This is a genomic window from Pyrobaculum neutrophilum V24Sta (assembly GCF_000019805.1).
GTDB lineage: Archaea > Thermoproteota > Thermoprotei > Thermoproteales > Thermoproteaceae > Pyrobaculum > Pyrobaculum neutrophilum.
Window position 1 is genome coordinate 1,531,601 of sequence record NC_010525.1, and the last position, 24,943, is coordinate 1,556,543.

General features: G+C 61.3%; 35 protein-coding genes and 1 pseudogene. 18 read left to right on the forward strand and 18 right to left on the reverse strand.

Annotated features, from left to right (window positions below):
• Window positions 1-4 precede the first annotated feature (4 nt).
• On the forward strand, window positions 5-1,162 hold the full coding sequence (locus TNEU_RS08790; protein ID WP_012351075.1) for a nicotinate phosphoribosyltransferase: 1,158 nt from the start codon (window positions 5-7) through the stop codon (window positions 1,160-1,162).
• Here TNEU_RS08790 and TNEU_RS08795 read toward each other — a convergent pair.
• Window positions 1,163-2,257 (reverse strand): annotated as a pseudogene (locus TNEU_RS08795) (geranylgeranyl reductase family protein); the annotation flags it as partial.
• 35 nt (window positions 2,258-2,292) lie between these two features.
• Between TNEU_RS08795 and TNEU_RS08800 the strand changes: the two are divergent.
• Window positions 2,293-2,706: a YkgJ family cysteine cluster protein gene (locus TNEU_RS08800; RefSeq protein ID WP_012351077.1), complete on the forward strand. Its 414-nt coding sequence runs from the start codon at window positions 2,293-2,295 to the stop codon at window positions 2,704-2,706.
• Here TNEU_RS08800 and TNEU_RS08805 read toward each other — a convergent pair.
• The 3 genes from TNEU_RS08805 to TNEU_RS08815 are packed head-to-tail and all read right to left on the reverse strand — an operon-like array spanning window position 2,690 to window position 4,685.
• Window positions 2,690-3,349, reverse strand: a complete 660-nt coding sequence (locus TNEU_RS08805) for a 3,4-dihydroxy-2-butanone-4-phosphate synthase (protein WP_012351078.1) — start codon at window positions 3,347-3,349, stop codon at window positions 2,690-2,692. The genes TNEU_RS08800 and TNEU_RS08805 overlap by 17 nt on opposite strands.
• A 20-nt stretch (window positions 3,350-3,369) precedes the next feature.
• Complete coding sequence (locus TNEU_RS08810) at window positions 3,370-4,023, reverse strand: 2,5-diamino-6-(ribosylamino)-4(3H)-pyrimidinone 5'-phosphate reductase (RefSeq protein WP_012351079.1); 654 nt, start codon at window positions 4,021-4,023, stop codon at window positions 3,370-3,372.
• Window positions 4,020-4,685 carry a GTP cyclohydrolase IIa gene (locus TNEU_RS08815; protein ID WP_012351080.1) on the reverse strand — a complete coding sequence of 222 codons (666 nt, stop codon included), beginning with the start codon at window positions 4,683-4,685 and terminating at the stop codon, window positions 4,020-4,022. Before TNEU_RS08815 ends, TNEU_RS08810 begins: the two co-directional genes overlap by 4 nt.
• A gap of 89 nt (window positions 4,686-4,774) precedes the next feature.
• On the opposite strand from TNEU_RS08815, the gene TNEU_RS08820 reads away from it, so the two are divergent.
• The gene (locus tag TNEU_RS08820) at window positions 4,775-5,404 is read left to right on the forward strand and encodes a creatininase family protein (protein ID WP_012351081.1); all 630 of its coding nucleotides are present in this window, start codon (window positions 4,775-4,777) and stop codon (window positions 5,402-5,404) included.
• Here the strand turns inward: TNEU_RS08820 and TNEU_RS08825 are convergent.
• Complete coding sequence (locus TNEU_RS08825) at window positions 5,385-5,576, reverse strand: hypothetical protein (RefSeq protein ID WP_012351082.1); 192 nt, start codon at window positions 5,574-5,576, stop codon at window positions 5,385-5,387. The genes TNEU_RS08820 and TNEU_RS08825 overlap by 20 nt on opposite strands.
• Before the next feature lie 59 nt (window positions 5,577-5,635).
• On the opposite strand from TNEU_RS08825, the gene TNEU_RS08830 reads away from it, so the two are divergent.
• Window positions 5,636-6,646, forward strand: coding sequence for a histone deacetylase family protein (locus TNEU_RS08830; RefSeq protein WP_012351083.1), 1,011 nt, complete (start codon window positions 5,636-5,638; stop codon window positions 6,644-6,646).
• Here TNEU_RS08830 and TNEU_RS08835 read toward each other — a convergent pair.
• Genes TNEU_RS08835 through TNEU_RS08845 form a run of 3 tightly spaced genes read right to left on the reverse strand, consistent with a single transcriptional unit; the run spans window position 6,641 to window position 9,344 of the window.
• Window positions 6,641-7,498, reverse strand: coding sequence for a ribose-phosphate diphosphokinase (locus TNEU_RS08835; RefSeq protein ID WP_012351084.1), 858 nt, complete (start codon window positions 7,496-7,498; stop codon window positions 6,641-6,643). The two genes, TNEU_RS08830 and TNEU_RS08835, sit on opposite strands and share 6 nt — an antisense overlap.
• Window positions 7,499-7,546: 48 nt before the next feature.
• Complete coding sequence (locus TNEU_RS08840; protein ID WP_012351085.1) at window positions 7,547-8,320, reverse strand: class I SAM-dependent methyltransferase; 774 nt, start codon at window positions 8,318-8,320, stop codon at window positions 7,547-7,549.
• A complete protein-coding gene (locus TNEU_RS08845) occupies window positions 8,307-9,344 on the reverse strand; it encodes an L-threonylcarbamoyladenylate synthase (RefSeq protein ID WP_012351086.1) in 1,038 nt (345 codons plus the stop codon). The genes TNEU_RS08840 and TNEU_RS08845 overlap by 14 nt, the downstream gene beginning before the upstream one ends.
• A 46-nt stretch (window positions 9,345-9,390) precedes the next feature.
• Here TNEU_RS08845 and TNEU_RS08850 point away from each other — a divergent pair, with 46 nt between their 5' ends.
• Genes TNEU_RS08850 through TNEU_RS08865 form a run of 4 tightly spaced genes read left to right on the forward strand, consistent with a single transcriptional unit; the run spans window position 9,391 to window position 12,317 of the window.
• Window positions 9,391-10,191, forward strand: coding sequence for an NAD(P)-dependent oxidoreductase (locus TNEU_RS08850; protein WP_012351087.1), 801 nt, complete (start codon window positions 9,391-9,393; stop codon window positions 10,189-10,191).
• A complete protein-coding gene (locus TNEU_RS08855; RefSeq protein ID WP_012351088.1) occupies window positions 10,188-10,442 on the forward strand; it encodes a hypothetical protein in 255 nt (84 codons plus the stop codon). Before TNEU_RS08850 ends, TNEU_RS08855 begins: the two co-directional genes overlap by 4 nt.
• On the forward strand, window positions 10,442-11,737 hold the full coding sequence (gene asnS, locus TNEU_RS08860) for an asparagine--tRNA ligase (protein WP_012351089.1): 1,296 nt from the start codon (window positions 10,442-10,444) through the stop codon (window positions 11,735-11,737). Before TNEU_RS08855 ends, asnS begins: the two co-directional genes overlap by 1 nt.
• Window positions 11,712-12,317 (forward strand): adenylate kinase family protein, encoded by a 606-nt coding sequence (locus TNEU_RS08865; protein ID WP_012351090.1) that lies wholly within the window; start codon window positions 11,712-11,714, stop codon window positions 12,315-12,317. The genes asnS and TNEU_RS08865 overlap by 26 nt, the downstream gene beginning before the upstream one ends.
• A 479-nt stretch (window positions 12,318-12,796) precedes the next feature.
• Here the strand turns inward: TNEU_RS08865 and TNEU_RS08870 are convergent, their stop codons facing one another.
• The 4 genes from TNEU_RS08870 to TNEU_RS08885 are packed head-to-tail and all read right to left on the reverse strand — an operon-like array spanning window position 12,797 to window position 16,587.
• Window positions 12,797-13,174 carry a hypothetical protein gene (locus tag TNEU_RS08870; protein ID WP_012351091.1) on the reverse strand — a complete coding sequence of 126 codons (378 nt, stop codon included), beginning with the start codon at window positions 13,172-13,174 and terminating at the stop codon, window positions 12,797-12,799.
• A gap of 39 nt (window positions 13,175-13,213) precedes the next feature.
• Entirely contained in the window at window positions 13,214-14,206 is a 993-nt protein-coding gene (locus tag TNEU_RS08875) for a DUF354 domain-containing protein (protein ID WP_012351092.1), read from the reverse strand.
• Entirely contained in the window at window positions 14,199-15,911 is a 1,713-nt protein-coding gene (locus TNEU_RS08880) for a glutamate--tRNA ligase (RefSeq protein ID WP_012351093.1), read from the reverse strand. Before TNEU_RS08880 ends, TNEU_RS08875 begins: the two co-directional genes overlap by 8 nt.
• Window positions 15,901-16,587 carry a nucleotidyltransferase family protein gene (locus TNEU_RS08885; RefSeq protein WP_012351094.1) on the reverse strand — a complete coding sequence of 229 codons (687 nt, stop codon included), beginning with the start codon at window positions 16,585-16,587 and terminating at the stop codon, window positions 15,901-15,903. The genes TNEU_RS08880 and TNEU_RS08885 overlap by 11 nt, the downstream gene beginning before the upstream one ends.
• A gap of 89 nt (window positions 16,588-16,676) precedes the next feature.
• On the opposite strand from TNEU_RS08885, the gene TNEU_RS08890 reads away from it, so the two are divergent.
• The 6 genes from TNEU_RS08890 to TNEU_RS08910 are packed head-to-tail and all read left to right on the forward strand — an operon-like array spanning window position 16,677 to window position 18,734.
• On the forward strand, window positions 16,677-16,889 hold the full coding sequence (locus TNEU_RS08890; RefSeq protein WP_012351095.1) for a hypothetical protein: 213 nt from the start codon (window positions 16,677-16,679) through the stop codon (window positions 16,887-16,889).
• Window positions 16,886-17,023 carry a hypothetical protein gene (locus tag TNEU_RS10335; protein WP_012351096.1) on the forward strand — a complete coding sequence of 46 codons (138 nt, stop codon included), beginning with the start codon at window positions 16,886-16,888 and terminating at the stop codon, window positions 17,021-17,023. The genes TNEU_RS08890 and TNEU_RS10335 overlap by 4 nt, the downstream gene beginning before the upstream one ends.
• Window positions 17,020-17,445 carry a hypothetical protein gene (locus TNEU_RS08895; protein ID WP_012351097.1) on the forward strand — a complete coding sequence of 142 codons (426 nt, stop codon included), beginning with the start codon at window positions 17,020-17,022 and terminating at the stop codon, window positions 17,443-17,445. Before TNEU_RS10335 ends, TNEU_RS08895 begins: the two co-directional genes overlap by 4 nt.
• Window positions 17,442-17,771 (forward strand): hypothetical protein, encoded by a 330-nt coding sequence (locus TNEU_RS08900; protein WP_012351098.1) that lies wholly within the window; start codon window positions 17,442-17,444, stop codon window positions 17,769-17,771. Before TNEU_RS08895 ends, TNEU_RS08900 begins: the two co-directional genes overlap by 4 nt.
• A gap of 22 nt (window positions 17,772-17,793) precedes the next feature.
• Window positions 17,794-18,213, forward strand: coding sequence for a CBS domain-containing protein (locus tag TNEU_RS08905; protein WP_012351099.1), 420 nt, complete (start codon window positions 17,794-17,796; stop codon window positions 18,211-18,213).
• A complete protein-coding gene (locus tag TNEU_RS08910; RefSeq protein WP_012351100.1) occupies window positions 18,210-18,734 on the forward strand; it encodes a DUF309 domain-containing protein in 525 nt (174 codons plus the stop codon). Before TNEU_RS08905 ends, TNEU_RS08910 begins: the two co-directional genes overlap by 4 nt.
• On the opposite strand, the gene cobB is transcribed toward TNEU_RS08910, so the two are convergent.
• The 4 genes from cobB to TNEU_RS08930 form a co-directional block, all read right to left on the reverse strand.
• On the reverse strand, window positions 18,697-19,455 hold the full coding sequence (gene cobB / locus TNEU_RS08915; RefSeq protein WP_148682431.1) for an NAD-dependent protein deacetylase: 759 nt from the start codon (window positions 19,453-19,455) through the stop codon (window positions 18,697-18,699). The two genes, TNEU_RS08910 and cobB, sit on opposite strands and share 38 nt — an antisense overlap.
• Complete coding sequence (locus tag TNEU_RS08920; RefSeq protein WP_148682432.1) at window positions 19,383-20,009, reverse strand: hypothetical protein; 627 nt, start codon at window positions 20,007-20,009, stop codon at window positions 19,383-19,385. The genes cobB and TNEU_RS08920 overlap by 73 nt, the downstream gene beginning before the upstream one ends.
• Window positions 20,010-20,141: 132 nt before the next feature.
• Window positions 20,142-20,552 carry a DUF192 domain-containing protein gene (locus tag TNEU_RS08925; RefSeq protein WP_012351103.1) on the reverse strand — a complete coding sequence of 137 codons (411 nt, stop codon included), beginning with the start codon at window positions 20,550-20,552 and terminating at the stop codon, window positions 20,142-20,144.
• Window positions 20,534-21,343, reverse strand: coding sequence for an ABC transporter substrate-binding protein (locus TNEU_RS08930; RefSeq protein ID WP_148682433.1), 810 nt, complete (start codon window positions 21,341-21,343; stop codon window positions 20,534-20,536). The genes TNEU_RS08925 and TNEU_RS08930 overlap by 19 nt, the downstream gene beginning before the upstream one ends.
• A 166-nt stretch (window positions 21,344-21,509) precedes the next feature.
• Between TNEU_RS08930 and TNEU_RS08935 the strand changes: the two genes are divergently transcribed.
• Window positions 21,510-21,704 carry a hypothetical protein gene (locus TNEU_RS08935; RefSeq protein WP_012351105.1) on the forward strand — a complete coding sequence of 65 codons (195 nt, stop codon included), beginning with the start codon at window positions 21,510-21,512 and terminating at the stop codon, window positions 21,702-21,704.
• On the opposite strand, the gene TNEU_RS08940 is transcribed toward TNEU_RS08935, so the two are convergent.
• The gene (locus tag TNEU_RS08940; RefSeq protein WP_012351106.1) at window positions 21,664-22,797 is read right to left on the reverse strand and encodes a hypothetical protein; all 1,134 of its coding nucleotides are present in this window, start codon (window positions 22,795-22,797) and stop codon (window positions 21,664-21,666) included. The genes TNEU_RS08935 and TNEU_RS08940 overlap by 41 nt on opposite strands.
• A 52-nt stretch (window positions 22,798-22,849) precedes the next feature.
• On the opposite strand from TNEU_RS08940, the gene TNEU_RS08945 reads away from it, so the two are divergent.
• From TNEU_RS08945 to TNEU_RS08955, 3 genes are read left to right on the forward strand one after another with little or no spacing between them, the layout of a single operon-like run.
• Complete coding sequence (locus TNEU_RS08945; protein ID WP_012351107.1) at window positions 22,850-23,158, forward strand: hypothetical protein; 309 nt, start codon at window positions 22,850-22,852, stop codon at window positions 23,156-23,158.
• A gap of 32 nt (window positions 23,159-23,190) precedes the next feature.
• The gene (locus tag TNEU_RS08950) at window positions 23,191-23,412 is read left to right on the forward strand and encodes a hypothetical protein (RefSeq protein WP_012351108.1); all 222 of its coding nucleotides are present in this window, start codon (window positions 23,191-23,193) and stop codon (window positions 23,410-23,412) included.
• Window positions 23,409-24,176, forward strand: a complete 768-nt coding sequence (locus tag TNEU_RS08955; RefSeq protein WP_012351109.1) for a MinD/ParA family ATP-binding protein — start codon at window positions 23,409-23,411, stop codon at window positions 24,174-24,176. Before TNEU_RS08950 ends, TNEU_RS08955 begins: the two co-directional genes overlap by 4 nt.
• On the opposite strand, the gene TNEU_RS08960 is transcribed toward TNEU_RS08955, so the two are convergent.
• The gene (locus tag TNEU_RS08960; RefSeq protein ID WP_012351110.1) at window positions 24,163-24,918 is read right to left on the reverse strand and encodes an HAD family hydrolase; all 756 of its coding nucleotides are present in this window, start codon (window positions 24,916-24,918) and stop codon (window positions 24,163-24,165) included. The genes TNEU_RS08955 and TNEU_RS08960 overlap by 14 nt on opposite strands.
• Window positions 24,919-24,943: the final 25 nt, after the last annotated feature.

Here is a 24,943-nt window from a genome sequence, read left to right on the forward strand (position 1 = left end):
ATTAATGTTTTACACGGCGTCGCCTGAGGATGTAGTCTCGGGGAAGACCACGGACATCTACTTCCTGAGGACGGTGGAGGTTTTAAAAAACGCGGGTCTCACAGACGTCAAAGTGAGAGCCGAGTTCCACCTCTCCTCCCTCCCCAAGGACTACAGGTGGGGTCTTTTCACGGGGCTTAAGGAGGTGCTCGAGCTGCTGAGGGGCAGGAGGGTCACCGTCTACGCCATGCCGGAGGGGACAGCATTCTACGAGAACGAGCCGGTTATGGTCATAGAGGGGCCATACCTCGAATTCGCCGTGTTGGAGACGGCCATCCTGGGCATACTTAGGCACTACTCCAGCATTTCCACAAAGGCGGCTCGGGTGAAAAAGGCCGCTGGGGGCAAGACCTGCCTCTTCTTTGGGGCAAGGGCGTTGCACCCCGCGGTGCAGCCTATGGCGGATAGGGCTGCCTATATAGGCGGCTGCGACGGCGTGGCCACGGTGAAAGGCGCCGAGATGCTCGGCGTAAAGCCCTCGGGCACCATGCCCCACGCCCTAATGATAATCTTCCGCGCCGCCATGGGCGACCACACGCTGGCCTGGCTGTGGTTCGACAGGTCGGTGCCCCCGGACGTGCCCCGGATCGTGCTGGCGGACACCTTCCTCGACGAGAGGGAGGAGGCGCTTCTGGCGGCCAGGATGTTAGGCCCTAGGCTACACGGGGTTAGGCTCGACACGCCGGGTAGCAGACGGGGAAATATGAGGAGGATAGTGGAGGAGGTGAGGTGGGCCCTCGATCTGCACGGGTATAGAGACGTCAAGATATACGTCAGCGGAGGGCTAGACGAGCCTCAGGTGGCTGCGCTACGCGATGTGGTGGACGGCTTCGGCGTGGGGACAGCCATCGCCTTCCCGCCCTCGATAGACCTCTCCATGGACATAGTGGAGGTGGAGGTGGGGGGGAGGTGGGTCCCCATAACCAAGAGGGGGAAGCTCCCCGGCTTTAAACAGGTGTACAAATGCGGTAGCCGGCGCGCGGTTGCCAAATGGGGGGAGCCGGCGCCGTGCGGCGAGCCGCTACTGCAGAAGTGGATCGAGGAGGGGGCCCTGGTGAAGACGCCTCCCAGCGACTCCGAAATCAGGGAGTACGTCCTAAGGCAACTGGCCGAGCTTGAGTAGCTACCTCCTCTCCACCGGCTTTAGGAGGAGGCTGTAGGTCGCCTCCCCCGTGTATACCTTGGAGTAGAGGTTGAGGAGGCGCCTCCCCAGTAGCTTTGCGACCCACCGCATAGTCCCAAGGGTTTTCGCCATGCGGGAGAGCCATCTGGTTTTCTTCACCTCCTGGACGTAGGGCTCCACGAGCCCCCTGTAGATCTCAAGAGCGCGTTTCTCGTTGCCGTAGATCTTGAGTGCCACGTACGCCGCGGTCGCCGCCGCGGCGCCGGTGGACACGGCGTAGTAGATGCCCTCGCCGGTGGTGGCGTCTACAAGCCCGGCGGCTTCGCCGGCTAGAAGGACGTTTCCTCTGCCTAAGCCCGCGGTGTAGCCGAGGGAGAGGGGGTGCCCCAACACGGGGCCCGGCTTGTATCCGGCCCCCTCAGCGTACTCCACGACGAAGCTTCTCAGGTCTAGCCAGCTGCCCCAGCCGACACCGGCGCCTACGTTGGCGCCTCCCTCCAGGGGGAAGACCCAGGCGTAGCCCGCCCTGCCCGTTTTTCTCACGACGGCGTCGAAGTCGATTACGCACGTGTCTGTGGTCGGGCCCCTCGCTATTGTCATATACGCTATGGCGTGGCTCTTGTGCTGGCGGTAGTTCACAACGCCGATGGATCTAGCCACGGCGCTGGTGGCTCCGTCTGCCCCTATGACGACCCTCCCCTGGTACTCCCCGGCCCTCCCCAGGACCCTCCCCCCCTCTACCCCAAGCACGTGGTCTTTTATAAATTCGGCGTTGCTCTGCCTAAGGATGGCATAGTCGAACTCCGGCCTTCTCGTGATCAAGATAGGCTCTTTCCTAAGGACGTATCTATAGCCGGCAGCCCTGGTCTCTATGTTCTGGCACGACCCGTAGACGGGGTACTCAACGCCGAGTCTGTTCAACAGCTTCCACGTCCGGGGTGTTAACCCCCCGCCGCAGGGCTTCTCTCTCGGGGGCTGGAGCCTGTCGATAACCGCCGCCTTAAGCCCCAACCTAGCGGCTACCAACGCCGCTGTGGAGCCGGCCGGCCCCGCGCCGACTATAACCACGTCGTACACAGCTACACCATCTGTGGCGGTAAAATATTTTACCTACGCATCGGCGGCTGTCCGTGTGGAAAAACGCCAGCTGGTTCGAGGTGAAGTTTAGGTGTATCAAATGCGGCATCTGTTGCATAGGGACTGAGATGGAGCTGCTTGCCGACGACATAGCTCGTATAACGTCGAGGGGCTACAAACTGGAGGAATTCGCCGAGGAGCGAGACGGCGTGTATAGGCTGAAGAACGTCGACGGCCACTGCGTCTTCTACGACCCAAGCACCAGGAGCTGTAGGATCTACGACATAAGGCCCGTGGGGTGCCGCCTCTACCCCCTCATCTACGATGGGGAGAAGGTGGACGTGGATAGGACCTGCCCCACGTGGGACACGGTTCCGCAGGAGGAGATAAAGAGGCTGGGCAGATACGTCGTGGAGTTCCTTAGGGAGGCGGAGCTGACCAGGATAAAGATCAGGCTAAGGACTTGACCTCCTCCCCCCTCACAAGGGGGATTCCCAGGGCCTCGGCGAGCTTTTCGGCGTCTTCCAAGGGAAGCGCCTCTTGGCTTTCGCCAAGCGCCTCGATGATCACGAGAGCCGGCGGGAGCCCCGCGGCCTTGGCCAAGATCAGGGCCAGCTCTGTGTGGCCCCACCTAGCCCCCAGCCTGCCCCCGAGCACGGGGACGTGCCCCGGCATGTAGAAGCTTTTGGCGAACTCCTCTCTTGCGGCCTCCGGGTTCCTCAACGCGAGTTCCACAACCCTCGAGAGCTCTCTCACGGTGAGGGCCTTGTCTCTATCTCTAATGCCGGTTTTGGTTTTGACGTGGTTTACGTAGCCCATGAAGGCAGGCTCGTCGCCGTAGGGAGCCCGCGTGGAGAAGCCCCTCCTCCCGTAGTATTCGCTGAGGAACTCCAGCCCCAGCGCCTCGCCCACCTCCCTTGTCGTGACGAAGCAGAGTAGCCCTCCCGCGTTTCGCCTCAGCCAGTGGACTAGGGCTGGGGTGACCGCGTCGCCGCGTACCACGAAATCCACCTCAGCCTCTCTGCCGTCGCCGTCGTAGAGCATCACGAGGCGGCCTGCCCTAAGCGCCTTTATCGCCTCCTCGAGAAGCACAGTAAACTTAGGGTTCATCCTCTTATATTTTTTGTAAACTATTGTTTACATCTAACGCGGTATGTCAGCACCACCTCCTGCCCGCATTCGCACAGCTTTATGGAGGTGAGCGTTAGGGTGAAGGGGGCGTCCTCCTTCGTCGGGAAGCCGGCTCCCTCCACGAGGGAGACTCCGCTTCCGAAGACGTAGGGCGTCACGGTGAGCACTATCTCGTCGACGAGGCACTTAGATAGGAACTCCCAGTTCGTCCTCCCGCCTCCCTCCAACAGCGCCTTCCTCACGCCGCGTTGGTACAGGACGTTGAGAACCTCAGCTGGGTCCACTTGGTCGCCCTCCGCCACGTAGACCTCAACGCCCCGCGCCTTGAGCTCAGCCGCCTTCTCCGGCGGGGCTTTCCTGGTGGTGAAGACGATGGTGGGGGAGGAGGAGTCGAACATACGTAGGTCAGTTGGCGCCTTTAGGGATCCGTCGATTAGCACGCGGAGGGGGTTCCTCCCCTCCACGTATCTCACGGTGAGCCTGGGGTTGTCCACTATGGCTGTGTTTGCGCCCACTATCACGGCGTCGACGGCCGCCCTTAGTGCGTGTAGCCTTCTCAAGTCGTGGGGGCAGGAGAGGCGCGAGTAGCCCGTTTTACTCGCTATCCTGCCGTCTATGGTGGCCGCCGCGGCTAAATAGACGTAGGGCCTCATTTTACCACCTCCACGCCTTCTCTCCCGGCTGATCTAAGTCGGTCTAGTGCCCATGTGGCTCTTACGAAGGCGTTGTATGGCCTTTTCGCAACGCCGACGCCCACCCTCACCCTTAGATCTACGCCGTCTAATATGCTGTATATTGCGTTGGGGCTTGGGAGGAAAAGCGCTATGTTGTCCCCGCCGAGGTAGAAGGCCATGCAGCCGAGGTCTTTACACCTCTCCCCCAGCTGGCCGAGGAGCTTAACCACCTTGAGATACACGTCGAGAGGCCCGTTTCGCCTAGTCGCCTCGGTGCTGTTTATCACGTCCATATGCGCCACAACGGCTGGCGAGGCGGCTCCGCCCCCTCCTCCGCCGCATCTGAGGTAGGCCTCGTAGGGGGTTTCGCCGACGCCGAGGCAGAAGCCGGCCCCCACAGGCGAAGCCCTAGCCGCTTTCTCCACGGCGCGTTTTACGAGGTCGAGACTTACCCCGTTTACTAGGGCTATGTAGAAGTCGTATCTGAAGTGGTGGGGCAGAGCCCCCACGGCTGTGAAGCTCCTCCAGACGGCGGCCTGGATCCTGGATTGGACCTGCTGTATTATGTGCTCCCGGCGTGGGCCAAGGCTCTCGGTCCACTCCCTATAGCCCTTGAGCTCCACAACCACAACCCCGTGCACATCGCTGTAAACCTTAGTAGATATTTAAATGTGTAAGTTGTAAACTTCTGTTTACAGAAAGGGTTTATAGCGCAGAGGTGCCGCGGACTGTGGTCTGCGTGTTGCCCATCGGCTCATATGAGCAACACGGCCCGCACCTCCCCCCTACTGTAGACGCGGAGGTGGCTCTATACATCGCCTCTAGGCTGGCCGAGCGGTTCGGAGGCCGCCTCCTGCCGCCCATATACTACACCTGTAGCGACGAGCATAGGGCGTTTCCCCAGACCATATCTGTGAGGTGCCGAAGCTTCCTCCCATATCTAGAAGACGTGTTGAGATCGGCCGTGGAGAAATGCGGGAGAGTTGTGGCGGTGGTCGGCCACGGCGGGGTGTGGGAGGCCGTCAGCCTCACGGCCCAGCAGCTGAACTACGAGCTGGGGCCCTCGGTTTTGCCGATAAACGTGTGGGCCTACGCCGCCGTGAGAGACCACGCCGGGACAGACGAGACGAGCGTGTATCTGGCCATCGGGGGGAGGCTCACCGGCGACATGCCGGAGATCTGCGAAGGAGACGTCTCCCTATTCGGGAAGATGGCCGTAGACCGCTTTTCTAAAACCGGCGTTGTAGGCTGTCTCAAGCCGGGGGAGGTTTCGGCAGACAGAGGCAGGGAAGTTCTGGAAAAAGCGGTGCAAAAAATGGTGGAGCGGGTGGAGTGGTGGCTCAGCCGTTGCACTTCTTAAGGGCCTCCGTCAGCTCCTGAAGAGCCTTGACAAGCTCCCTAAGCCCCGCTATCTGTATCGTGACCGTGGCCAGTCCCCTCCCCTCTCCGTCTTCCTCCTTCAGCTCAGAGAGGATCTTCTCCAGCTCGTCCTCCTCCTCGTCTTCCCTTTTCTTCCTCTTTAGGATTGACACGTACTAATGGGTCTTTAAATCCAGCTGAAGGCTTATAAACAGCCCACGCGGCGAGAAGCGTGTTGGTGTACTTCTCAGAGGTGTTCAAAGGCCACGTGCCTCCCTACCGGCACCCCGAGGCGCCGGACCGGCTGGACTTCCTCATAGAGGGCGCGCGCGAGGCCGGGGCCGACATAAAAGAGCCGAGGATGAGGGAAGACGTCTGGCAACTCGTCGAGTCGGTACACGACAGGAGCTACGTAGAGCTGGTGAGGCGCTTGTGTAGAAAAGGCGATGTGCAGATAGACGGGGACACCTACGTGTCCGCCGGGACATGCGACGCGGCGGCGCTTGCGGTCTCTGCCGTGGTAGACGCCGTTGATAGAAAGGAGACGGCCTTGGTCGCGGCGAGACCCCCCGGCCACCACGCCGGCTTTGCGGGCAGAGCGCTTTCGGCGCCTAGCCAAGGCTTCTGCATATTCAACACCGCGGCCATCGGCGCTCTCTATGTGGGCGAGGGCGCCGCCGTGGTGGACATAGACGTCCACCACGGAAACGGCACACAGGAGATACTATACGACAGAGACCTGCTCTACATCTCCACACACCAGCACCCGCTAACCCTCTACCCAGGCACAGGCTATCCGGAGGAGGTGGGCGTGGGGAGGGGGGAGGGCTACAACGTGAACGTGCCGTTGCCCCCCCGCACCGGGGACGACCTCTACGCCAAGGCGGTAGACGAGGTGGTGGTTCCCGTCCTCAAGCAGTACGGCCCCCGCCTAATAATTATCTCCCTGGGATGGGATGCACACAGGGAGGACCCCCTCGCCGACATGAACCTCACCCTCAAGAGCTACCTATACGTCTTCGACGCCGTCTTACGCCTCCAAAAGCCGACCATCTTCCTCCTGGAGGGGGGCTACAACCGCGGCGTTATAAAGAGGGGCACCAAGGCCCTCGTAAGACTCGTTGACGCGGGCGAGTTCGCCCCAGGCGAAAGCCAGACATCCACCGACGGCCACACCGCGAAGAGGTACGAGGAGGTCATGAGGGAGGTGAAGAGCCACGTGGGGAGGTACTGGAGGTTATAGAAGCCTCTCGAGCTCCCTCCTCAAGATAGGTCCAACCCTCACCTCCGCGAACTCGTTGAGGATGGAGTCTGTACATATAAGCTTATCTAGGCAACTCCTCACCCTCTCCCGCGCGTCTTTGAGAAGCTGGCAGTGGGTCACCGCGGCGAATACGGCGGCGGCGCCCAGCGTTTTAGCAGATCTACAGGCGTCCACGAGGGTCCCGCCCGTGGACAATATGTCGTCGACTATAGCCACCTTTTTACCTCTGAGCTCCACGTCGTGTCGGGGGTAGAGGGCGATGGCGCCCGTCTCCCTATCTCTATACTTCTCGAAGTAGGTGTGGGATACCCCCAGGGCTTTGGCGACGGCCTCCGCCCTGTGGACTGAGCCGAAGTCGGGGCTCACCACTACGTCTACGCCAGAGAGCCTCTCCGCGTATTCGGTAGCCGGGTAGAGGTTCCTGACGGCCACCCGCGGCACGTAGTCGGCCACGTACGGCTTGTGTAGATCCAGCGTAACGACGGCAGAAATGGGGTAGCCGCCCAGTATCTTAAGCAGAGCCTTGGAGCTTATAGGCTCCCCAGGCCTAAAACGCCGGTCCTGCCTAGTATACGGGAGATACGGAGCCACCAACACCACCCTCTGAACCCCCGCGTCGCTCAAGGCGTCAAGCGCCAGAACCAGTTTTACAAAGTTGTCGTTGACGTTGGGGTACAGCCTCAGCACCAGGGCCACCTCTCTCCCCACGGGAGGGATGCGGACCAGCACCTCGCCGTCTGGGAAAACCCGCTCCTCCACCTGCTTCACCTCGCCGAGTCCCTCGAACTCGGCGGCGATGTCGAAGGCGTTTTGAAACGCCAGTATGTCCATGCTCTGGAAAACCGCCGGAGATTTAACAATTACAGCCAGGGGCCCTGGCTACGCGCTCCACTGGGCAGCCTCCCTAAGAGCCTTGGAGACGGCCCCCGTCTTGACGGCGACGACTATCAGCCTGTCGGAACGCCTGTCGTACCTCTCCCCGTTGAAATCGCCGTATACCTCGACGACGGTGAACCCCACAGCGGAGAGGAGAAGCCGTAGCTCGCCTAGGCTGTAGAGGGTTAGCTCAAGCGTCCTCTCCCCCACGTATTGGCCCCCCCGGTATATGTGCCTCACCTCCCGGATGCGCGACGTTAGGGGGTTGTAGTAGGCCGTGCTCAACACCCTGTAGGGCCCCGCCGAGATCCAGAAGTTCCACATCTCGCCGAGCGAGGCGTAGATGTCCTCGATCTTCTCCTTGTTGGCCACATCTATGAGCAGGCGGCCGCCCTGTTTTAAAACGCCCGAAAGCCAAGTCAGCATCTCCATCTCAGCCTCTTCTCCAAACATGCCGAAGGTGGAGTGCATTATATAGGCGCCGTGGAAGGCCCCCCTCCTAAAGGGCAGATTTCTCACGTCTGCCTGCACCACATCGCCGTGGCGCTTCGCCTGTCTTAGGTAGAGGGCGTTTATATCAACGCCGACGACGGAATCCCTAGGCATGTAGGCCATGTGTCTCCCGTGGCCGCAGGCCACGTCTAAGACCCTAACCCCGGGCTCCACCCCCAAAGCCCGGCGCACCAGCTCCGCCTCAGCTCTAGACGCCTCCTCGCCCCTGTAGTGTTGCATAAAGTCGAGGTAGACGTCGTCGAAAAACCGATCAACCCAGCTCATACCTCAGCAGATCCTCCAGGTTAAAAGCCTCTCTATGGCCCGCCGCCTTCCTAAGCCTGTTCATGACGGCTAGCCCTATTCCCCTTTCCTCCACCGCCGGCACGAGGCCTACGTCGACCGAGAGCCTATCGAGCTCCCGGAGCGCCCCGTATAGGTTCTTGGCAACCTCATATATGTCGTCCCCCAGCCTCAGCACCGCGTCGGCCTCCGCGCATTTCCCCACGGCGCATAACACGGCGACCCTCAAACCCCTCGACCTCAGCGCTGCCGCGGCGGCGCTGAGGTCGAAGTGCACCACGACCAGCGGCGTGTCTGGAGCGTAGTGTCTATACTTCATCCCCGGGGCGACGGCCACGTCGGCCTCGGAGAGGCCCCTCGCCACAGGCGGCACCTCGATAGGGCCGAAGAACCTCTCCAGCTCCTCCACGGTGAAGGGGCCGGGGCGGAGGAGCAGAGGCGGCCTCTTAGTCACATCGATAATTGTAGACTCCACCCCGAAAAACGTCGGGCCGCCGTCGACCACCACGTCTACCTCCCCCCCGAGGTCCTCTACTACGTGCTCAGCCGCGGTGGGGCTGGGCCTACCCGCCTTGTTGGCGCTTGGCCCGGCGATCGGCGCCCCCAGCTCCCTAATGATGGCCAGAGGTACGGGGTGCGCAGGCGCCCTCACGGCCACCGTCTCTAGGCCAGCTGTGACACACCGCGAGACAACGCCCTTTGACTTAAGCACAAGCGTTAGGGGGCCCGGCCACACGCGCTTCAACACCTCATACAGCTCAGCCGGCACCTCGGCGACCTCCGTAGCCATCTCCACGGAATCCACGTGGACGATGAGGGGGTTGTCGGGAGGCCTCCCCTTCGCCTTAAAAACCCTGGCGCAGCCGGCGTCGCTACGCGCGTCGGCGAAAAGGCCGTAGACGGTCTCGGTAGGCGCCGCGACTATGCCCCCTCTCCTCAAGACCTCAGCCGCCGTCTTCACCACCTGGGGGTCAGGCCTAAGCGGGTCAGTCCGCAGAATCTTCACGGGAGCGCCGGGGCATAGATATATAAGCTTGCGCATACTCCGCCACATGGACATCACGGTGATTGGGATGGGCAACATGGGGAGGGCCTTCGCCAAGCGCGCCGCCGCGCAGGGGTTCAACGTCTACTGGTGGAATAGGACGAGGGAGAAGGTCAAGGACGCGCCTGGGAAAGCCATAGGCAAGCCCTCTGAGGCGAGGGGGCTTGTGGCCGTGTTCGTGTCCGACGACGCCGCGCTCTTCGACGTTTTGCAGAACATAGGCGGCGACTACATAGCGCTGTGCGGCACATACTCCATCGACGCCGTGAGAAGGGCCGTGGAGAGCATGGAAAAAGCCTTCGCGATGCCGGTGGTGGGGAGCCCCCGCAACGTGGAGGGGGGAGACGCCATATACATCGTAGGCGCGCCCGACGACTTGTACATGAAGCTGAGGCCCACCCTTGAGAAGTTCGGCTCTCTGTTCCACGTAGGCGACAGCGTGAAAGCCGCCGCCTTGAAACTCGCGTTCAACTCCCTGTTGATTTCCACAGTAGCCGCGTTGGGCGAGTCCCTCGCCCTCGCGGAGAAATACGGCATAAGGCCTGAGGTTTACAAGGCGCTCCTCTCCATGACGGTATTCAAAGACGTCGCCGGCCGCTACATAGACAGGATGTTAAGCGGCGCGCAACCCACCTTCACCGTCCGAAACGCCGCGAAGGACATGCGCTACGCGGCACAAGCCGCGGGAGAAGCCGGCGTTGGAAACGCGGCGATTAGCGGAGTAAAAACGCTGTATGAGCTCCTCACCGCCTTGGGCCACGGCGAGGAGGACTACGTAAAAGCCGGGTACATCCCCGGGAGGAGATGAGCTGGGACTACCTCGCGGTGCTCCTCATCTCCTTTATAATGCTGATGTTTTTCATGTACATGTTCTGGAGGGAGTCGGCCGTGAGAAGCCGTGAGAGACCGGCCGAAATGTACACTGTGGTCAAATGCGGAGACGGCGTTGAGAGGAAAAGGAAGTACCAGGAGGGCGACTACGTGGGCAAGCCCGTGGAGGACTGCGCAGGGGGCGTCGTCGTGGGAGTTTTTAAAGAGGTCGCTCAACAACAGCAGTGATGGAGGCGTTCAAGCGGGCTATTCCAATTGCGGAGGCGCTGAGGAGAGGCGAGGGCTACGCCACAGTAAGGGGGTGGGTCTACCGCAAGAGGTCGCTTAAGGAGAAGGTGTTCGTGGTGCTTAGGGACGCGACGGGCGTGATCCAGCTGGTCTTCCAGAGGGATAAGTTCAAAATCGCCGAGGACCTCAACATAGAGTCGGCGCTTGTGGCCACGGGGCGTCTAGTTAGAGAGCCCAGGGCGCCAGGCGGCGTGGAGCTCCACGTGGAGAAGGTGGAGTGGGCCTACGCTGGGGAGCCCTACCCCATAAACGAAGACGCGGCGGCGGCGGACAGCGAATATCTGCTAGACGTCAGACATCTATGGCTGAGGAGCAGGAAGATGCAGGCTGTGTTGAAGATAAGACACACGGTATTCGAGGCCATCCACCAGTACTTCAGGAGGAGCGGCTTCTACGAGGTTCAGACCCCCATGTTTATCACTGCGGCGGTGGAGGGAGGGGCCACCCTGTTTAAGGTGGACTACTTCGGCCAGCCCGTATATCTAACCCAGAGCTCCCAGTTCTACCTAGAGGCCCTCATCTACAGCCTAGAGAAGGTCTACGTAATAGCGCCGAGCTTCAGAGCTGAGCCCTCTAGGACAAGGAGGCACCTAACCGAGTTCTGGCACGCCGAGATGGAGATGGCGTGGGCCGGGATGGAGGACGCCGCCAAGGTGGGGGAGGAGGTGATATCCTACGTGGTGGAGAAGGTGCTCCAGGAGAGAGCCGAGGAGCTCAGCCTACTCGGTCGGAAGACCGAGCCCCTCGAGAGGGCGAAGCCCCCCTTCTACAGGGTGAGCTACGACGAGGCGGTGGAGATCCTGAGGAAGAAGGGGGTTTCGATAAGCTGGGGGGACGACATCGGCGCAGATGAGGAAAGAGCGCTCACCCTGGAGTTCGACAAGCCTCTGGTGCTCTACGGCTTCCCCGAGAAGCTGAAGGCCTTCTACCACAGAAACAACCCAGATAGGCCCGAGGTCACCCTGAGCTTCGACGTTTTGCTCCCCGAGGGCTACGGGGAGGTGATCGGAGGCGGCGAGAGGATCTACGACCCGGTCGAGTTGGTGGAGAAGATAAAAAGGTTCGGGCTAAACCCGGAGGACTACCAGTGGTACATCGACCTACGCCGCTACGGCTCGGTCCCGCACGCGGGCTTCGGCCTAGGCGTAGACAGATTAGTCATGTGGATAACGGGGGCGGACCACATAAGAGACGTCGTGCCGTTTCCACGTGACGTCAGGAGGACGAGGCCCTAAGGCCCTAATAACGGGCACCCCCGGCGTCGGGAAAACCACGCAGTGTAGGAAGCTGGCCGCTTGGCTCTCCACCGTCTGCGTATCGGTAGGCGAGCTGCTGGCGGGGACCCCATATGTGCGGTATATCCCCGAGCTGGACACACACGAGATCGTCGACGTTGAGGCCGCCACACGGCACGTCCATAAAGCCGCGGCTCCCGGCACCGTCGTAGATACCCACGTCGTCGACCTACCCCCAGACCCCGAGTTGGTAATTGTCCTAAGGAAGGCCCCCGACGTTTTATACAGAGAACTCTCAAGCCGCGGCTGGCCCCAGAGGAAGGTGATAGACAACGTGTGGGCCGAGATACTAGACGTAGTGTATACAGAGGCGAGGGGGAGGTGGGGGCGGGTCTACCAGATAGACGTCACGCGGAGGGACCCCCAGGACACCTTCGAGCTCATAAGGCGCTGCGTTTTGGGGGAATGCCCAAACGACGAGGTGGACTGGCTCACCTACTCAGAGGAAACCGGCTTCCTACAGTTCATCGAACGCGAAAGCGCGAAGTTCTACTCCCCGTCTGCCCCTACTCGCACATAGCTGACGCTGCAAACGGCAAGCCTCGCCCTTTAGGCCCGGGGAGGCGGCAATAGTTGATTAACCGCCGCCGGAGCCCCCCTCAAGCACCTCTTGAGACCCAGGCCGCGGAGGCCAGATCGTGGCTAACCGGACGGCCATGTAGGCAGACGGGAGAGAGTTTTACCGTCAGCCGACGCTCAGCGGCCCCCTACCTGGATAGCTGTAACAACAGTCCAGGGCAAGAGGCTTCATTCCCCATCGTTGGTCGGCGTGGCGCAGGCGGAGGGGCTTAAAGCGCGTATCTACAGAGGAAGGGGTATCTCGTAGGATGCCCCCGAGGAGGAGGGCCGTCCAGCCCCATGCCAGACGACCGCCACGCCCAAGGCGCCGGCGAAGGCGCAGGCGAGGAGGAGACCCCTAGGCGTGAATCGCCAAGAACTCAGCGGCCGCCTCCGGGCGCCTCAACGGGCGGGCCCCCGGGGCCGGGAGCCGCAGGGGGGCTACCGAACGTCTGTCTCGTTCTTCTTAACCGCCTTCTTCTCTATTAGGACGAGTAGCCTCCAGCCGTGTGCCGTGAGCTTCCTAAGCAGGCTCCCGAGCTTGTTCTTCTCGGAGATCAACACGGCGTAGTAGACGATCCCCCCATATGTGTAAAACCTAGCCACGAACCTCCTCCCGGCGGTATCTTCCAGAGCCACGTCAAGCGTGTACATGTCCTTCAGCTTAGGCATGATCTTCACCAGATCCTGTTGGATGGCCTCCAGCGTCTGGGCGTACCTAGCCGGCGCCCCCTCCGCCTCCCTCAGCCCGGCCAGCTTGAGGTCGAGAAAAACAACGCCGTAGTCCCTATCGACCTTTAGGAAGGCCACTGCCCTCATCGACCCAAGCTACGTTTGGGCTTATAAACATACCGTCCATCATTTCTTCACCGCCGCCAGGGCCTCCTCCAGTATGAGGGGGGTTGGGTCCTCCAGACGCGGCGGCTGGGTCCTCCCCAGCCGAAGCATCTCGTCTAGAGCTGAGGCGCACGTCTCGGCATCTCTACAGCGAAACAGCGGCGCCCCCCTCTCCGCCAGGTATCGGTCTAGGTGGTAGTCGCCTGGGAAGTAGGAGAGCGCCGGCACCCCCAGAAGCGCCGCCTCGGTGGCCATTGTCGCCCCCCCGCTTACGACGCCGGCGGAGAAGTACGCAAGCTGTAGGTGGTCCACGGCCTTGGTCAAATTCACCACGCCCTCCACGAGCTGGTCAGGGTACCTCGGCACGTTGACCACCACGTACCCCCGCCTCCTCAGCTCCGCGAGGAGCACGGCCCTGATCCCCCCCGCGTCCCATCTGTAGTAAGCCGCGTGGGCCTCCTCCGGCCTAAACACCACGTATTCGCCCGGCTTAAGCCCCAGCCTTCTGACGACGTCTTCGTCAGGCCGAAACCTCGAGATCCACATGTACTCAAACACGCCGTCAAAGGTCACGACGCGCCTCGGGCAGTAAGGCCTCCACGCCTCGGCGGGCACAGCCGCCGGCGCGATCAGGACGTTGGACAGGGGTATGACGAGCCTGTTTACATGTTCGGCGTGTGGGGTGTCGTTTAAAACCACCAGGGGCTTCCCCAAGCCGAAGAGGACCCGCGCGGCGTCGGGAGAGGGGAAGCTCAACATGCCGTCTACCCCCCTCGCCAGCTCAGCCAGACGCATCTGCCTCTCAAGGCCGTAGACGAGCTTCTCGTAGAGACCAACGCCGTATCTCCCGACGCAGATGTGGGACACGCCGTACATCTCCAAGACGTCCGAGAGGTGGAGGTAGTCGCGGCACGTTATCAAGAGCTCCACCCCCCTCCCCGCGCCCTCCCTCTGTAGAACCGCCGCTATCCTCGCCTGCTTCGGCGTTAGCGCGTCGAAGAGTAGCTTAGTCATGGACGTAGACGAAGTCCAGCCGCCCCACCTTCTTCACGAACCCATACCTAAAGAACTGGAGGTAGGCCCCCTCCTCGACGGCCTCAAGCGCCCTCTCGCCGAGGCCCACCTCCTCCACCTTCTTCCCCACAGCCACGGGTTTGACGACCCTCACCTCCACGGGGTCCGCAACCCACTGGACTATCGGCGCGCCCACCCGCCTCGCGGCCTCCAGCTCTAGGCTGTGTAGCCTCCCCCGCGCCGCCCCGCCCCCCACCTCCAGCACCTCCACGTTGGCCAACTCCATCAGCCTAACCACGGCGCCGGGTCTCACGTCGCGGGACGACACATATACCTCAACCCTCCCAGGCCCCAGCTTGTACACCCGCTCCCCCCGCTCCCTGTAGCTGGGGTGTAGCGGGATCTTCGCCACCAGCTCCCTATCTGACTCAAAGACGAGCTTCACGGGCTCCGTCACAAACATGTACCTATTCGCCGCGGGCTCCACCCTCTTCCTATTCAGCGCAAATAGGTTGGAGAGAGCCACCGTGGTGTCGGAGGGCTTTATGCCCACCGTCAGTATGAGCTCCCAGATCGCCTCGGGCAGAATCCCCCGGCTTCTCAAGCCGGCCAGAGTCGGCAGACTCACGTCGTCGTATCTAACCCTCAAGGCCTTCAGCTTAGACTTGCTGAGGGAGGCCCCCTCGATCCTAAGCCTCCCGAAGTGGATCGTGACTGGCTGCTCCCAGCCGAAGTGTTTAAAGACGTAGGACTGCTTCACCGTGTTTACGCTGTGTTCCTGCGCCCTAAGCACGTGGGTGACCCCCATAAGGTGGTCGTCTATAGACACGGCGAAGTTGTAGGTAGGCCACACGACGTATCTATCGCCGGTCAGGGGATGAGGCGTCTTGGAGGTGTCGATTACCCTAAAAGCCACCCAATCCCGCACGCTTGGGTCGGGATGGGAGAGGTCGGTCTTAATCCGCACGACGGCCTCCCCCTCCCCGAAGTCGCCCCTCAACATCCTGTCCCACAGCTCCAGCGCCTCCTCGGGGCTCTGACCCCTGTGTGGACAAGCCCTCCCGGCGTTTCTCAGCCTCCTCCACTCCTCAGGCCGGCAGAGGTCGACGTATGCGGCGCCCATTGACAGAAGCATCCTGGCGTGGTCGTAGTAGATCTCCATCCTCCTGGACTGGATGTGCTCCTCGTCCCACCTCACCCCCAACCACCTGAGGTCCTCCCTTATGGCCTCGTACGCGTTCACCTCGTCGGAGACGAGAGGCCTCTTCGTCCGGGGGTCCGTGTCCTCGAACCTAAGTATGAATCTGCCCCCGTATCTCATCCTGTAGGCGTAGTTCAATATGGCCGGCCTGGCGCTCCCGAGGTGAAGCACGAAGTCTGGATTCGGGGCAAAACGCACCACTACGCCCCCTCTGACGTTGGGGAGCTCGGGCAGACTCTCTATCCCAGGCCTCCTCTGCTCCACCCGCCGCTCCTCCAGAGCCTCGGGCCACCTCTCCCTAAGCAACCTCAGTTGCTCCTCCGGCTGCATGGAGTTTACCTTCGCCACGACGGCCTCGACGAGCTGCCTCACCTCCCTAGCCCTAGGCCTTAGGTCCGGCACCTCGGCCATTATCTTCGCCATCACGGCCTTGACGTCTGCCCTACCGCCGTATTTCACCGCGTTGGCTAATGCGTACTTGAGAACTACGTCTTCAATGTTCATTGCCGGCGAAGTGCCTATCTACCTCCTCTAGATCCTTCAAGCTGTCTACCGAACGCCAGAAGACGTCCCTAAATACGACGGCCTTTAGACGCCTCTGCTTAGCCAGCGACGGGAACAGGGTCTCCTCTATGTTGCCGCGGTCGGGTAGCTCAGACAGCACCCTTTTCCTCAGGGCGTAAACCCCCGCGTTTATGTAGAAGCCCTCCAGAAGCGGCTTCTCCCTAAACCTAGAGATGTAGCCGCTTGAGTCGAACTCCACAACGCCGTAGGGGCTCCTAAGGGGCACAAGCGCTATCGCCCCGTCAGCGCCCTCTAGCGCCTCCACCAACCCCTCTATTGGGAGGTCCGTGAGCACATCGCCGTTTACAACGATGAACACGTCGTCTGTTATATACGGAGCGGCGTTTTTTATGGCGCCTCCGGTCCCCAGCGGCTCCTCCTCGACGCTGTAGAAGAGGCGGACGCCGTATTTCCGCCCGTCTCCCAGCGCCTCAAAGATCTTGTGGCGGAGATAGCCCACCGCCAAGACGATGTCGACAATCCCGTACCTCCTCAGCCACTCGATCTGCCTAACCAAGATAGGCCTCCCCCCCACAGGCAACAGCGGCTTTGGGACCTCAGAGGTGAGAGGCGCCAGCCGCTTCCCAAAGCCGCCGGCTAGAACAACGGCCTGCATGGGCGCAGACGTGGAGACCGTATAAATACGTTACAGGCCGCGGGGGCCCTCTTAAAGCAAAATATAAAAACAGCACCGATGTAGTCGGCATGATTATACACACGTCTCAGATACACCTGATCGAGGACGTGGAGACGTTGCTGGAGAAGTACAAGGTGAAGCCCGTGGCGGTGAAGGGCTCCCGGGTTAACTTCTACTGGCCGCCTCAGCCCACGGGTGTGCCCATAAACCTCCTTAGATATTTCCCCCCGGATATGTACGTGGTATTCAGGGGGAAAAACACGCTGATAGTGGTGCCATGAGGGGCATCCAGAAGAGGAGGGTGGCAGACCTGCAGATAGAGCCCAGGATAAAGGAGGTGCTGATGAAGATCCTCGGCCCAGAGGAGGAGGTGTATGTGGAAACGTCGGGGGGGCGCATTAGGATAATCATATGATAGTCGTGAGGTCGAACCACGTGGAGAAGCTGATGTGGCAGCTGAGGAGCCTGATCCCCCAGATGGAGTCTACCCCCATACTGCTGGCCCGGCGGCAGGTGGGGAACTACGTGGTTGGCCTAGGCACCCTGGGCTACCTATACGCAGCCCTCTCCTCCGTGCTAGAGACGCTGGTGGAGGCCGAGAAGATGGCGGATGACCTAAAGCTCCGGGACTACACGCTGGTGGTGGGGCCCGAGGAGAGCTATATCACCCAGGCGCAGCTGCCGGAGGTCATACCGCCTCTGCCGCAGCCAAGAGACATACCGCCGTTGCCCAAGGAGGAGGCTGAGCTAAACAGCTTCGGCTGCCCCAGCCAGACGGCCGGCATGGTCAAGTTCTGCGTAGACAACGTGGAAATAGCCTACTACCTGTCGCGATGATACTGGTAACCCTGTCGGAGCTTGAGGCGCTGCTGACCTCGCTGAGGGACTACGCCGAGAAGTACCGCACAAACAGGCTTACGCTGGAGGCAGTGGAGGAGAGGTGGCTCAAGTTCCAGGAGCTCGCCTTCGCCTTCGGCATAGAGCTGAAGCCCGCCGAGGGTGTCGAGTTCTACGCCGGCGGCCCCCTGCCCGACAACGCAGACCTCATCAGAAGGCTCGACAGGATGATCTCCATTGTAAAAAAGATGAAGGAGGTATATGGAGATGTAAAAGTGATGGTCGATCTAGATCTAGTGATAAAAAGGACCATTATAAAAATTTAAATAGAGCTGAGAACTAAATGCTATGCCTTTGATAAAAAGACGGGAGCTACCGCTGAGGGTTTCAGACATAATGGTGAAAAACGTCGTAACTGCGAAGGAAAACGAGAGGGTGAGGGAGGTGGCCATCAGGATGTACGAAAACAAGGTGGGGAGCGTGGTCGTGGTAGACGACGAGGGAAGGCCCGTGGGGATAGTCACGGAGAGAGATCTGGTGTACGTTGTCGCAAGAGCTCTCGCCCCCGACACGCCCGTCTGGATGGTGATGACCGAGGACCCGGTCGTCATAAACGAAAACGCGCTGGTGACCGAGGCCATGGAGAAGATGCGCCAGCTAGACATCAGACACCTCCCCGTCGTGGACTCGGCGGGTAAGCTAGTGGGCATGGTGTCCTTTAGAGACATAGTGGACTTCATGGCGGTTTTGATGTCGCTCACCAAGTGAGGGTCCTAATAATCGCGGAAAACCCAGGTTTTACCCCAAGCCAGAGGCGCCACCTCATACGCCGCCTTAGGGAAAGGCTTAGGGTGATCACCGTCCGCATCGCCACTAGACACGTCGAGATAGACGTGGACGCGGAGGACCCCCCGGCGGCGGCCGCATACGTGGAGCAAGCCGTGGGGAGGGTGCTGGAGGTGGCCGCGCCGGAGGAGGGAGGCGGCTTCATTAGGTACGTAGAGCTCTTCAACAGGGAGCGGTTCTGGGAGGCGCATGGGGCTTTGGAGAGGATCTGGATGGAGACCAGAGACGAGGCGGTGCGGGGGCTGATACTGCTGGCGGCGGCCTTCGTAAAACTCCAGGAGGGGCTCCCGGAAAGGTTCGAGCACATGCTGAGGGAGGCTCTGGGGTTGCTCAGAGACGTATCGTGTATAAAGGCGGAGGAGATCAAGGCCAAGGCGGAGAAGGCGCTCATGGACAAAACGCCGTTTAAGATAGAGTGTTCAACACCCTCTCCGCCAGCTTAGGCAGAACCACCTCGGCCCTCCCCCTTACGACGTAGTCCGCCAGGTGGTCTAGGGCGGTCTCCTCCGCGTTTATGATCACCAGCTTTGCCCCCTGCCTCTTGGCGCGGAGTGGGAGGGTGTTGGCCGGGTAGACCGTTAGGGAGGTGCCCACGGCTAGGAAGACGTCTGAAGTCTCAGCGAGCTCCAGCGCCTCCTCCAGGGCCCCTCTGGGGAGGGGCTCGCCGAAGAAGACCACATCAGGCTTGAGGACGCCCCCACAGAGGGGGCACCTGGGGGCTCCGCGGCCCTTCACCACGTCGGCAAGGGGGAGGCGGGCGCCGCATTTTGTACACACGGCGTCTTTAAGCGAGCCGTGTAGCTCCACCACCCTCCTGCTCCCGGCCCTCTGGTGTAGGCCGTCCACGTTCTGGGTCACCACAGCGCAGAGCTTTCCCGCCTCCTCAAGCCTAGCCAGGGCGTAGTGGGCTGGGTTGGGGACAGCGGCTAGGAGGGGGGTAAACAGAAGCCTGAAGAGGTCCCACACCTCGTCTGGGCTTCTTCTGAAGTAGGCGATGTCGAATTTGTCAGAGTCGACGGTGCGCCAAAGGCCCTGGGGCCCTCTGAAGTCTGGGATGCCGCTGGCCGTCGATATGCCGGCTCCCGTCAGCGCTACTGTGCAACGGGACCTGGCGACGAGGTCGGCAACGCCGTCGAGGACCTCATCTGGGATATCCACCTCCACACTTGATACAGCCAGTAGTAGTATAAAAACCCCGTCGTCACGAGGCTGAGAACTATGTAGAAGGTGGCGCTGGAGGGCTTAAAGGCCCCCACCCCAGCCACAGCCCTGATGAGGTAGAGATCCCTAGTGAAAACCTCAATGAGGTAGGCCCAGGCCACCAGCCCCACCCCCACCAGCGCCAGCAGGCCCAGAACCAGGGCGACCACCCCCACAAGCCTTGTCAAATCTTGGCCAACCGGCTGAAAACCAACTGGCTGAAAGGCCATTGACCTCAGGAGGTCGGTTAAAACGGCCCCCACGGCGTGTACGCCGACGCCCGAGATGACGTAGAGCCATATAGCGGCGACGTACTCCCCGCCTAGCCACACGCCGGAGATCCTCTCCCAGAAGGCGTCCCTAAGCGCTTGGAGCCACGCGTACGCCCTCGCCAGAGCCAGCCCCGAAAAAACCACAGACGCGACGCCCGCCGCCGCCGACGCCGCATGCAAACCCGCTATCCCCAGGGCGAAGGACGCGACGTATGCGGCAAGCGAGGCGTAGACGTACTGAAGCATATAGGAGGAGGCGGGCACGTATATAAACATGGGCGCCGCTGGCGCCGTGTGAAGAGGATGAACCCCACCGACCAGTGACGAGGTCGTTGCTCGCTGACGGCCAGCGGGCCGCTCAGTAGCCGCCGGCCGGGCTCACGGCCCAGGCCTCCGCGGCCGCTCCACGGCCACCACCGCAGGCGGGGGGAGGTCCGGCCTTAGCTCCAGGACTTTGTCTCCGTAGCCGCAGATGGGGGTAGTATCAAGCGGCGCGGCTAGAGCAGATTGCGTAACGGTCTCGCCGGCAATCCACACCATCCTCAGGGGGAGGTAGGTGTTCTTCATCCAGAAGCAGTAGGTCGAGTTCTTGGGGAAGACGAAGAGCATGCCCACGGCCCCCACGCCCCGCGGGTCGTAGGCGGTGACGTTCATGTACCCGATGGTCCACCTGGCCAGGTTGTCGGCGGTGTACACGGCGTATTTAGCCCCATCTAGCTCCACAACAGCCGTGTTGGTGAAAGGCGAGGCCAGAGCTATGGCGACCCCCACTATGAGCCATAGAGCCATCTCTCCACCCATCCGCTGATGAGCCGCTCCAACTCGCCGCTCTGAAGCATGTCGTATATCACCCGGTCGATCTGGATCTTGAGGTCGTAGGCGCACAGCGGCACCGCCACGGCGCTGTACCGCACCCCGACCGTAAAAGCCTGTTCGAGGTCCGGGAACCTCTTAACCAACGCTTTCCCCACGACGCCGCCGACAACGATGGCGTCCACGTCGCCTTTACGTAGCGCCTCAACCATATAGGGATAGACCTTGTCGTACCTCACAATCTTGGAGTAGTTGCCCAGCGTCTTCACCGCCCAATCCTCCTGGACCGTCCCCACCTGCACCCCGATGCTCTTCCCCCTAAGCGCCTCTACGCCCGAGACCGCCTCGCCTCTCCTCACGATGACCACTGAGGTGTCCACCTGGTACGGGATAGAGAAGAGGACCTGCCGCTCTCTCTCCGGCGTCACAGCCATATCTGCTATGACCATATCCACATCCCCCCTCTTCACCGCCTCGATCAACGCGGAGAACTTCATGTCGCGTATCTCCAGCTGAACCCCGAGGCTGTCCGCGATCCTCCTCGCGATGTCTATATCTATGCCGACGATCCTCCCGCCCTCGACGTATTCATAGGGGGGCCAATCCGCCGAGGTCCCAACCACGAGCTTCCCCCTTTTCTTTATCGCCTCGACGGAGGTTGGGCAAGCGGCGGCGGTCTGCGGTTGGGATTGGCCGGCGAATAACGCCATAGCCAAAACGCCGAGGGCTACGCCTATGGCTATGCCGAGGATCAGCCTGTAGTCCATGTAGGCCTTGGGGACGCTCACTTAAATATCTGTCTCCGCTTAAAGACGGTGTTGAGGTTCGGTCGGCTTGAGGGGTGAAGAGGCTAGACGACGCTGAAAGTTCCACTGTGGGGCGCAGATGGGTTTTTACGCGTTGGAAATATAGCTTGGGGTTGAACCACTAGGCGTGAAGGCCTATCTCGTGACTAGGGATCCGCGGGGGGCGTGGCCCCGCGACGTGAAGATCCTCTACCTCCCCTTCGCGGAGGAAGACGTCTTGTATGTAGTCGACGAGAGGCGCGGGTTCGTGGAAATCAGCGGGCGGGAGAAGATAGAGGAGTTTATCGGCCAACTGAGAAGCGGGAGGCGAACTTCTCAATAGCCTCGTAGAACCTCCCGGGGGTTTCCTCCACCGAGCTAGGGTCGAAGGGCGAGTCCATCCCGGTGGCTCTATCCTCCGGCGGGAGGTAGATGAAGACCCTCTTGTGTGCGGTGTTTACGGCGTACATTATCTCGCTGAAGACCCCCCTGTGGAGCGTCCTCCTCATGAAGGGCCGGTAGACGGCCACGGCATCCGACTGCAGTATGAACCTGAAGTCTCTAAACCTTATGAGGTTGTCTATGTCCGCCTCCACCTCCTCCACCTGGTCCGCGGGGATCTCCATGGGGTAAAGCTCTGGCTCGTCGCCGACGGCCGGCTCCAGCCCCTGGGGTAAAAGCCACCGCTCAGGCCCCTCCAACACGGCGACGTCCCCCCTCCTCTTCGCCGACTTGAGAACCCGCTCGTCCATGGTCAATGGGTCGAAGGCGTGGTACCTCCTGTGCATCTCCAGCCTGAAGCCGTCTATCTCCCTCCTCGCCTCCGGGTCGCCCCTCACTAGGGATATGGGGAAGGACAGGTAGAAGCGTGGCCTGGCGCCCTCCACAGCCATGGCGTAGATGGTCTTGGCGGGGTGCTTCACCGCGGTGACGATGTTGTGGACGCCGATGGCCCTCGCTATGGTGTCGCCGAGGAGGATGGAGACTGTCCGCCAGGCGAAGACGTCCTTCAGACGGAGTGCCGCCCCGGTCTTCTCCCGGCCCTCCCGGAGCTGGATCCTGCGCCACACCACGTGGGCCTCCTCCATCAGCGTGACTACGAGGTCGGGCCTATACGCCTTCACCACCGCGATGTCTACCGCGGGGAAGAACCTGCTCTTGCGGAAGTAGGGCAGGTTCATGAACAGTATGGCGTGGTCCGGCGCCTCCTCCTCGACTCTGGCGACGGCGCGCGCCACTGCCTCCCTCCACACGCGCTCCTGCCAGTGGTAGTCGTCGCTGTCTAGGAAGCTCACCCAGTCCACCTCCCTTTTCAGCTCCTCCTCCACGAAGTAGACGCCGAGCCTCCCCCTGCCTCTCTCACCGTGTACCCTCTCCAGCGACGCCGCCAGCTCCCTCATGTTTAAGCCGGTGGTGCCTATGGCCAACACGCGCACGTCTAGGCGGCTGAAGGTATTTATATACGACACGGGGGAGTTAGATGTGAAGATGTGTGAGGTGTTGGCTAGGTTTCTCGTGGAGATTGTGGCGGGGGCCAAGGGCAACGTAGTCAGCTTCGTAGTCGGCGACGTGTCGCGGTGGGCTGAGGCCAAGATGAGGCCGACGAAGTCGGTGGTGTTTAAAGTCGCCAACATGTGCGAAGCCCTTCTGGCGGCTGGCTACCTGGAGAAGATCGGGAAGAAGTACATACTGAGGAGGGACACCCCCCTCTGGGCGAAGGCCAAGGCGGGGGACGTGGAGGGGATATGCGACGTCATTGAAAACGCTGTTTTCAACTACACCAAGGTTGTTAAGTGAAACAGATATAAGAGGGCGAGCCCCTTCCCACCGTGAGGTACGCCATAGGCCTGTCGCTAAACGCCGCCGCCTTCATACTCGCAGTGCTGTGTCAGTGGCCTATCGCAGCCGCCGTGGTGTACATAGCCAGCGTGGCCCTCCTCCTCCCCACGGCCCAGAGGAAGAGGGCCGAGGAGAGGCCCCCGGCTGAGGCCAAGAGGGAGCCCACACCCGACGAGATAAAGAGGAGGCCGGTCTCTGCGCCGGAGATATGAAGAGGATCCTCTTCCTCTCGGGGACGAAGGGGGGCACCGGGAAGACCACCGTCGCGTTGAACACCGCCGTGTTGCTGGCCTACCTCTGGCGCGACGCGGCCGCATACCCCGTGGTCTTCCTCGACCTTACGCCAAACGTGGGCACGGCGGCGCTTGTCCTGATGGGGGACCCCCTGGCCACGTGGGGGAGGCCCTCCCTGTCGGACTTCTTCGCGGGGAGGCTCGGGGACCCGCTCAGGGGCTTCTACATGAGGAGGTGGAACACGGAGAAGGGGGCCTTCCAGGTGGTGTTCGCGTACCTGGGCCAAGACACGCCCGTCGCAAGGCGGCAGCTGGAGCAGGTGTTAAACGCCGTGGAGACGAGGCTGAGGCCCCGGGCCCTGTTTATAGACACGCCGCCGCTCTCGGCCAACACGCCGGTGGCCGGCCTCGTGGACTACGTCGTGCCGGTGGTGACGCCGGATGTCTCAGCCATAGAGACGACAAAGAGCTACCTGGGGGTCGTCGGGGGGAGGAGGCTCAAGCCCATTTTGAACATGTACATACCGGAGTACCCAGTAAGCACGGTGCACTCAGCCCCCTGGGATGCCGTGGTGGAGAAGGCGCTGGGGGAGCGGCCCCACCTGGTTCCCTTCGACAAGTTGCTCCAGGCGGCGAGGCAGGCGCTGGAGGTGGAGGTGCTGAAGCTGAGGCTTTCGGAGTCGCCGGCCGTCAAAGCGATTATAGAGTACGCAAGGTACCTAGCCGGCGCTATTGAGACCTAGGGACGCAGCTCTCCGCCTCGTGGAGCACGAGGGGTAGCGTCTTTAGGCTTTTGACGATGTAGGCTCTACAGGTGACGGACTCCGTCACGTCGCGTTTTGTGTACTGCCCCCACCTGTCTATCAACACTGCGCCGTAGCCCGCCATCAACGCGCCTAGGAAGTCCTCGTAGAAGTCGTCCCCGATGTGGAGGTAGACGTCTGGCACCACGTCGCCGACGAGCAGAGCCCTAGCCGCTTCGAAAATCTGAACCGCCGGCTTCACGTAGCCGACGTCGTCTGCGTACAGCTGGAGGTCGACGAGTTGCGATATCCCTAGGTTCGCCAGAAGGCCCCTCGTGGCCCGTGAGCGCCAGAGCAAGACGTTGGATATTATTCCCACCCTGTAGCCCTCCGCCCTTGCGTGCTTCACCGCCTCAACCGCGTCTTCATAGGGCTGAACCTCCAGGCGGGAGACCGCCTCGTCTATGGCGTCTTGCACCTGGTATACGTCAAAAGAGGCGTTTATGCCCCTAGACCTCAGCTGGCGCTGGATGTTGAGCAGGGTGTAGATGGGGGGCACCACCTCCTGCCTCTCCCTCCTGTTTAACTTCATCTTCCTCCTCTCCTCGTTGACGAGGGCGTGTAGCGTCTGATACGGCACCCGCCCCCCCAGACTTCTGTGTATGGCGTCCACCACCGCCTTAACCGCGGGCTCCACAGGCACCAGGGTGCCCCACACGTCTATAGTCATCAGCTTAACCACGGCGGAACTACACACAAGACTTAAT

Excerpts from the sequence above, each read along its gene's own strand:
- TNEU_RS08835 (WP_012351084.1), bottom strand. The coding sequence starts at position 7,498 with ATGGACATACTGGCGTTTCAAAACGCCTTCGACATCGCCGCCGAGTTC.
- TNEU_RS08810 (WP_012351079.1), bottom strand. The coding sequence starts at position 4,023 with ATGAGGCCCTACGTCTATTTAGCCGCGGCGGCCACCATAGACGGCAGG.
- TNEU_RS08855 (WP_012351088.1), top strand. The coding sequence starts at position 10,188 with ATGAGCTGGGACTACCTCGCGGTGCTCCTCATCTCCTTTATAATGCTG.
- TNEU_RS08870 (WP_012351091.1), bottom strand. The coding sequence starts at position 13,174 with ATGAGGGCAGTGGCCTTCCTAAAGGTCGATAGGGACTACGGCGTTGTT.
- TNEU_RS08925 (WP_012351103.1), bottom strand. The coding sequence starts at position 20,552 with ATGGCTCTATGGCTCATAGTGGGGGTCGCCATAGCTCTGGCCTCGCCT.
- TNEU_RS08880 (WP_012351093.1), bottom strand. The coding sequence starts at position 15,911 with ATGAACATTGAAGACGTAGTTCTCAAGTACGCATTAGCCAACGCGGTG.
- TNEU_RS08900 (WP_012351098.1), top strand. The coding sequence starts at position 17,442 with ATGATACTGGTAACCCTGTCGGAGCTTGAGGCGCTGCTGACCTCGCTG.
- TNEU_RS08890 (WP_012351095.1), top strand. The coding sequence starts at position 16,677 with ATGATTATACACACGTCTCAGATACACCTGATCGAGGACGTGGAGACG.
- TNEU_RS08885 (WP_012351094.1), bottom strand. The coding sequence starts at position 16,587 with ATGCAGGCCGTTGTTCTAGCCGGCGGCTTTGGGAAGCGGCTGGCGCCT.
- TNEU_RS08955 (WP_012351109.1), top strand. The coding sequence starts at position 23,409 with ATGAAGAGGATCCTCTTCCTCTCGGGGACGAAGGGGGGCACCGGGAAG.
- asnS (WP_012351089.1), top strand. The coding sequence starts at position 10,442 with ATGGAGGCGTTCAAGCGGGCTATTCCAATTGCGGAGGCGCTGAGGAGA.
- TNEU_RS08805 (WP_012351078.1), bottom strand. The coding sequence starts at position 3,349 with ATGAACCCTAAGTTTACTGTGCTTCTCGAGGAGGCGATAAAGGCGCTT.
- TNEU_RS08895 (WP_012351097.1), top strand. The coding sequence starts at position 17,020 with ATGATAGTCGTGAGGTCGAACCACGTGGAGAAGCTGATGTGGCAGCTG.
- TNEU_RS08945 (WP_012351107.1), top strand. The coding sequence starts at position 22,850 with ATGTGTGAGGTGTTGGCTAGGTTTCTCGTGGAGATTGTGGCGGGGGCC.
- TNEU_RS08850 (WP_012351087.1), top strand. The coding sequence starts at position 9,391 with ATGGACATCACGGTGATTGGGATGGGCAACATGGGGAGGGCCTTCGCC.
- TNEU_RS08875 (WP_012351092.1), bottom strand. The coding sequence starts at position 14,206 with ATGACTAAGCTACTCTTCGACGCGCTAACGCCGAAGCAGGCGAGGATA.
- TNEU_RS08930 (WP_148682433.1), bottom strand. The coding sequence starts at position 21,343 with ATGGACTACAGGCTGATCCTCGGCATAGCCATAGGCGTAGCCCTCGGC.
- TNEU_RS08840 (WP_012351085.1), bottom strand. The coding sequence starts at position 8,320 with ATGAGCTGGGTTGATCGGTTTTTCGACGACGTCTACCTCGACTTTATG.
- TNEU_RS08920 (WP_148682432.1), bottom strand. The coding sequence starts at position 20,009 with ATGCTTCAGTACGTCTACGCCTCGCTTGCCGCATACGTCGCGTCCTTC.
- TNEU_RS08790 (WP_012351075.1), top strand. The coding sequence starts at position 5 with ATGTTTTACACGGCGTCGCCTGAGGATGTAGTCTCGGGGAAGACCACG.
- TNEU_RS10335 (WP_012351096.1), top strand. The coding sequence starts at position 16,886 with ATGAGGGGCATCCAGAAGAGGAGGGTGGCAGACCTGCAGATAGAGCCC.
- TNEU_RS08905 (WP_012351099.1), top strand. The coding sequence starts at position 17,794 with ATGCCTTTGATAAAAAGACGGGAGCTACCGCTGAGGGTTTCAGACATA.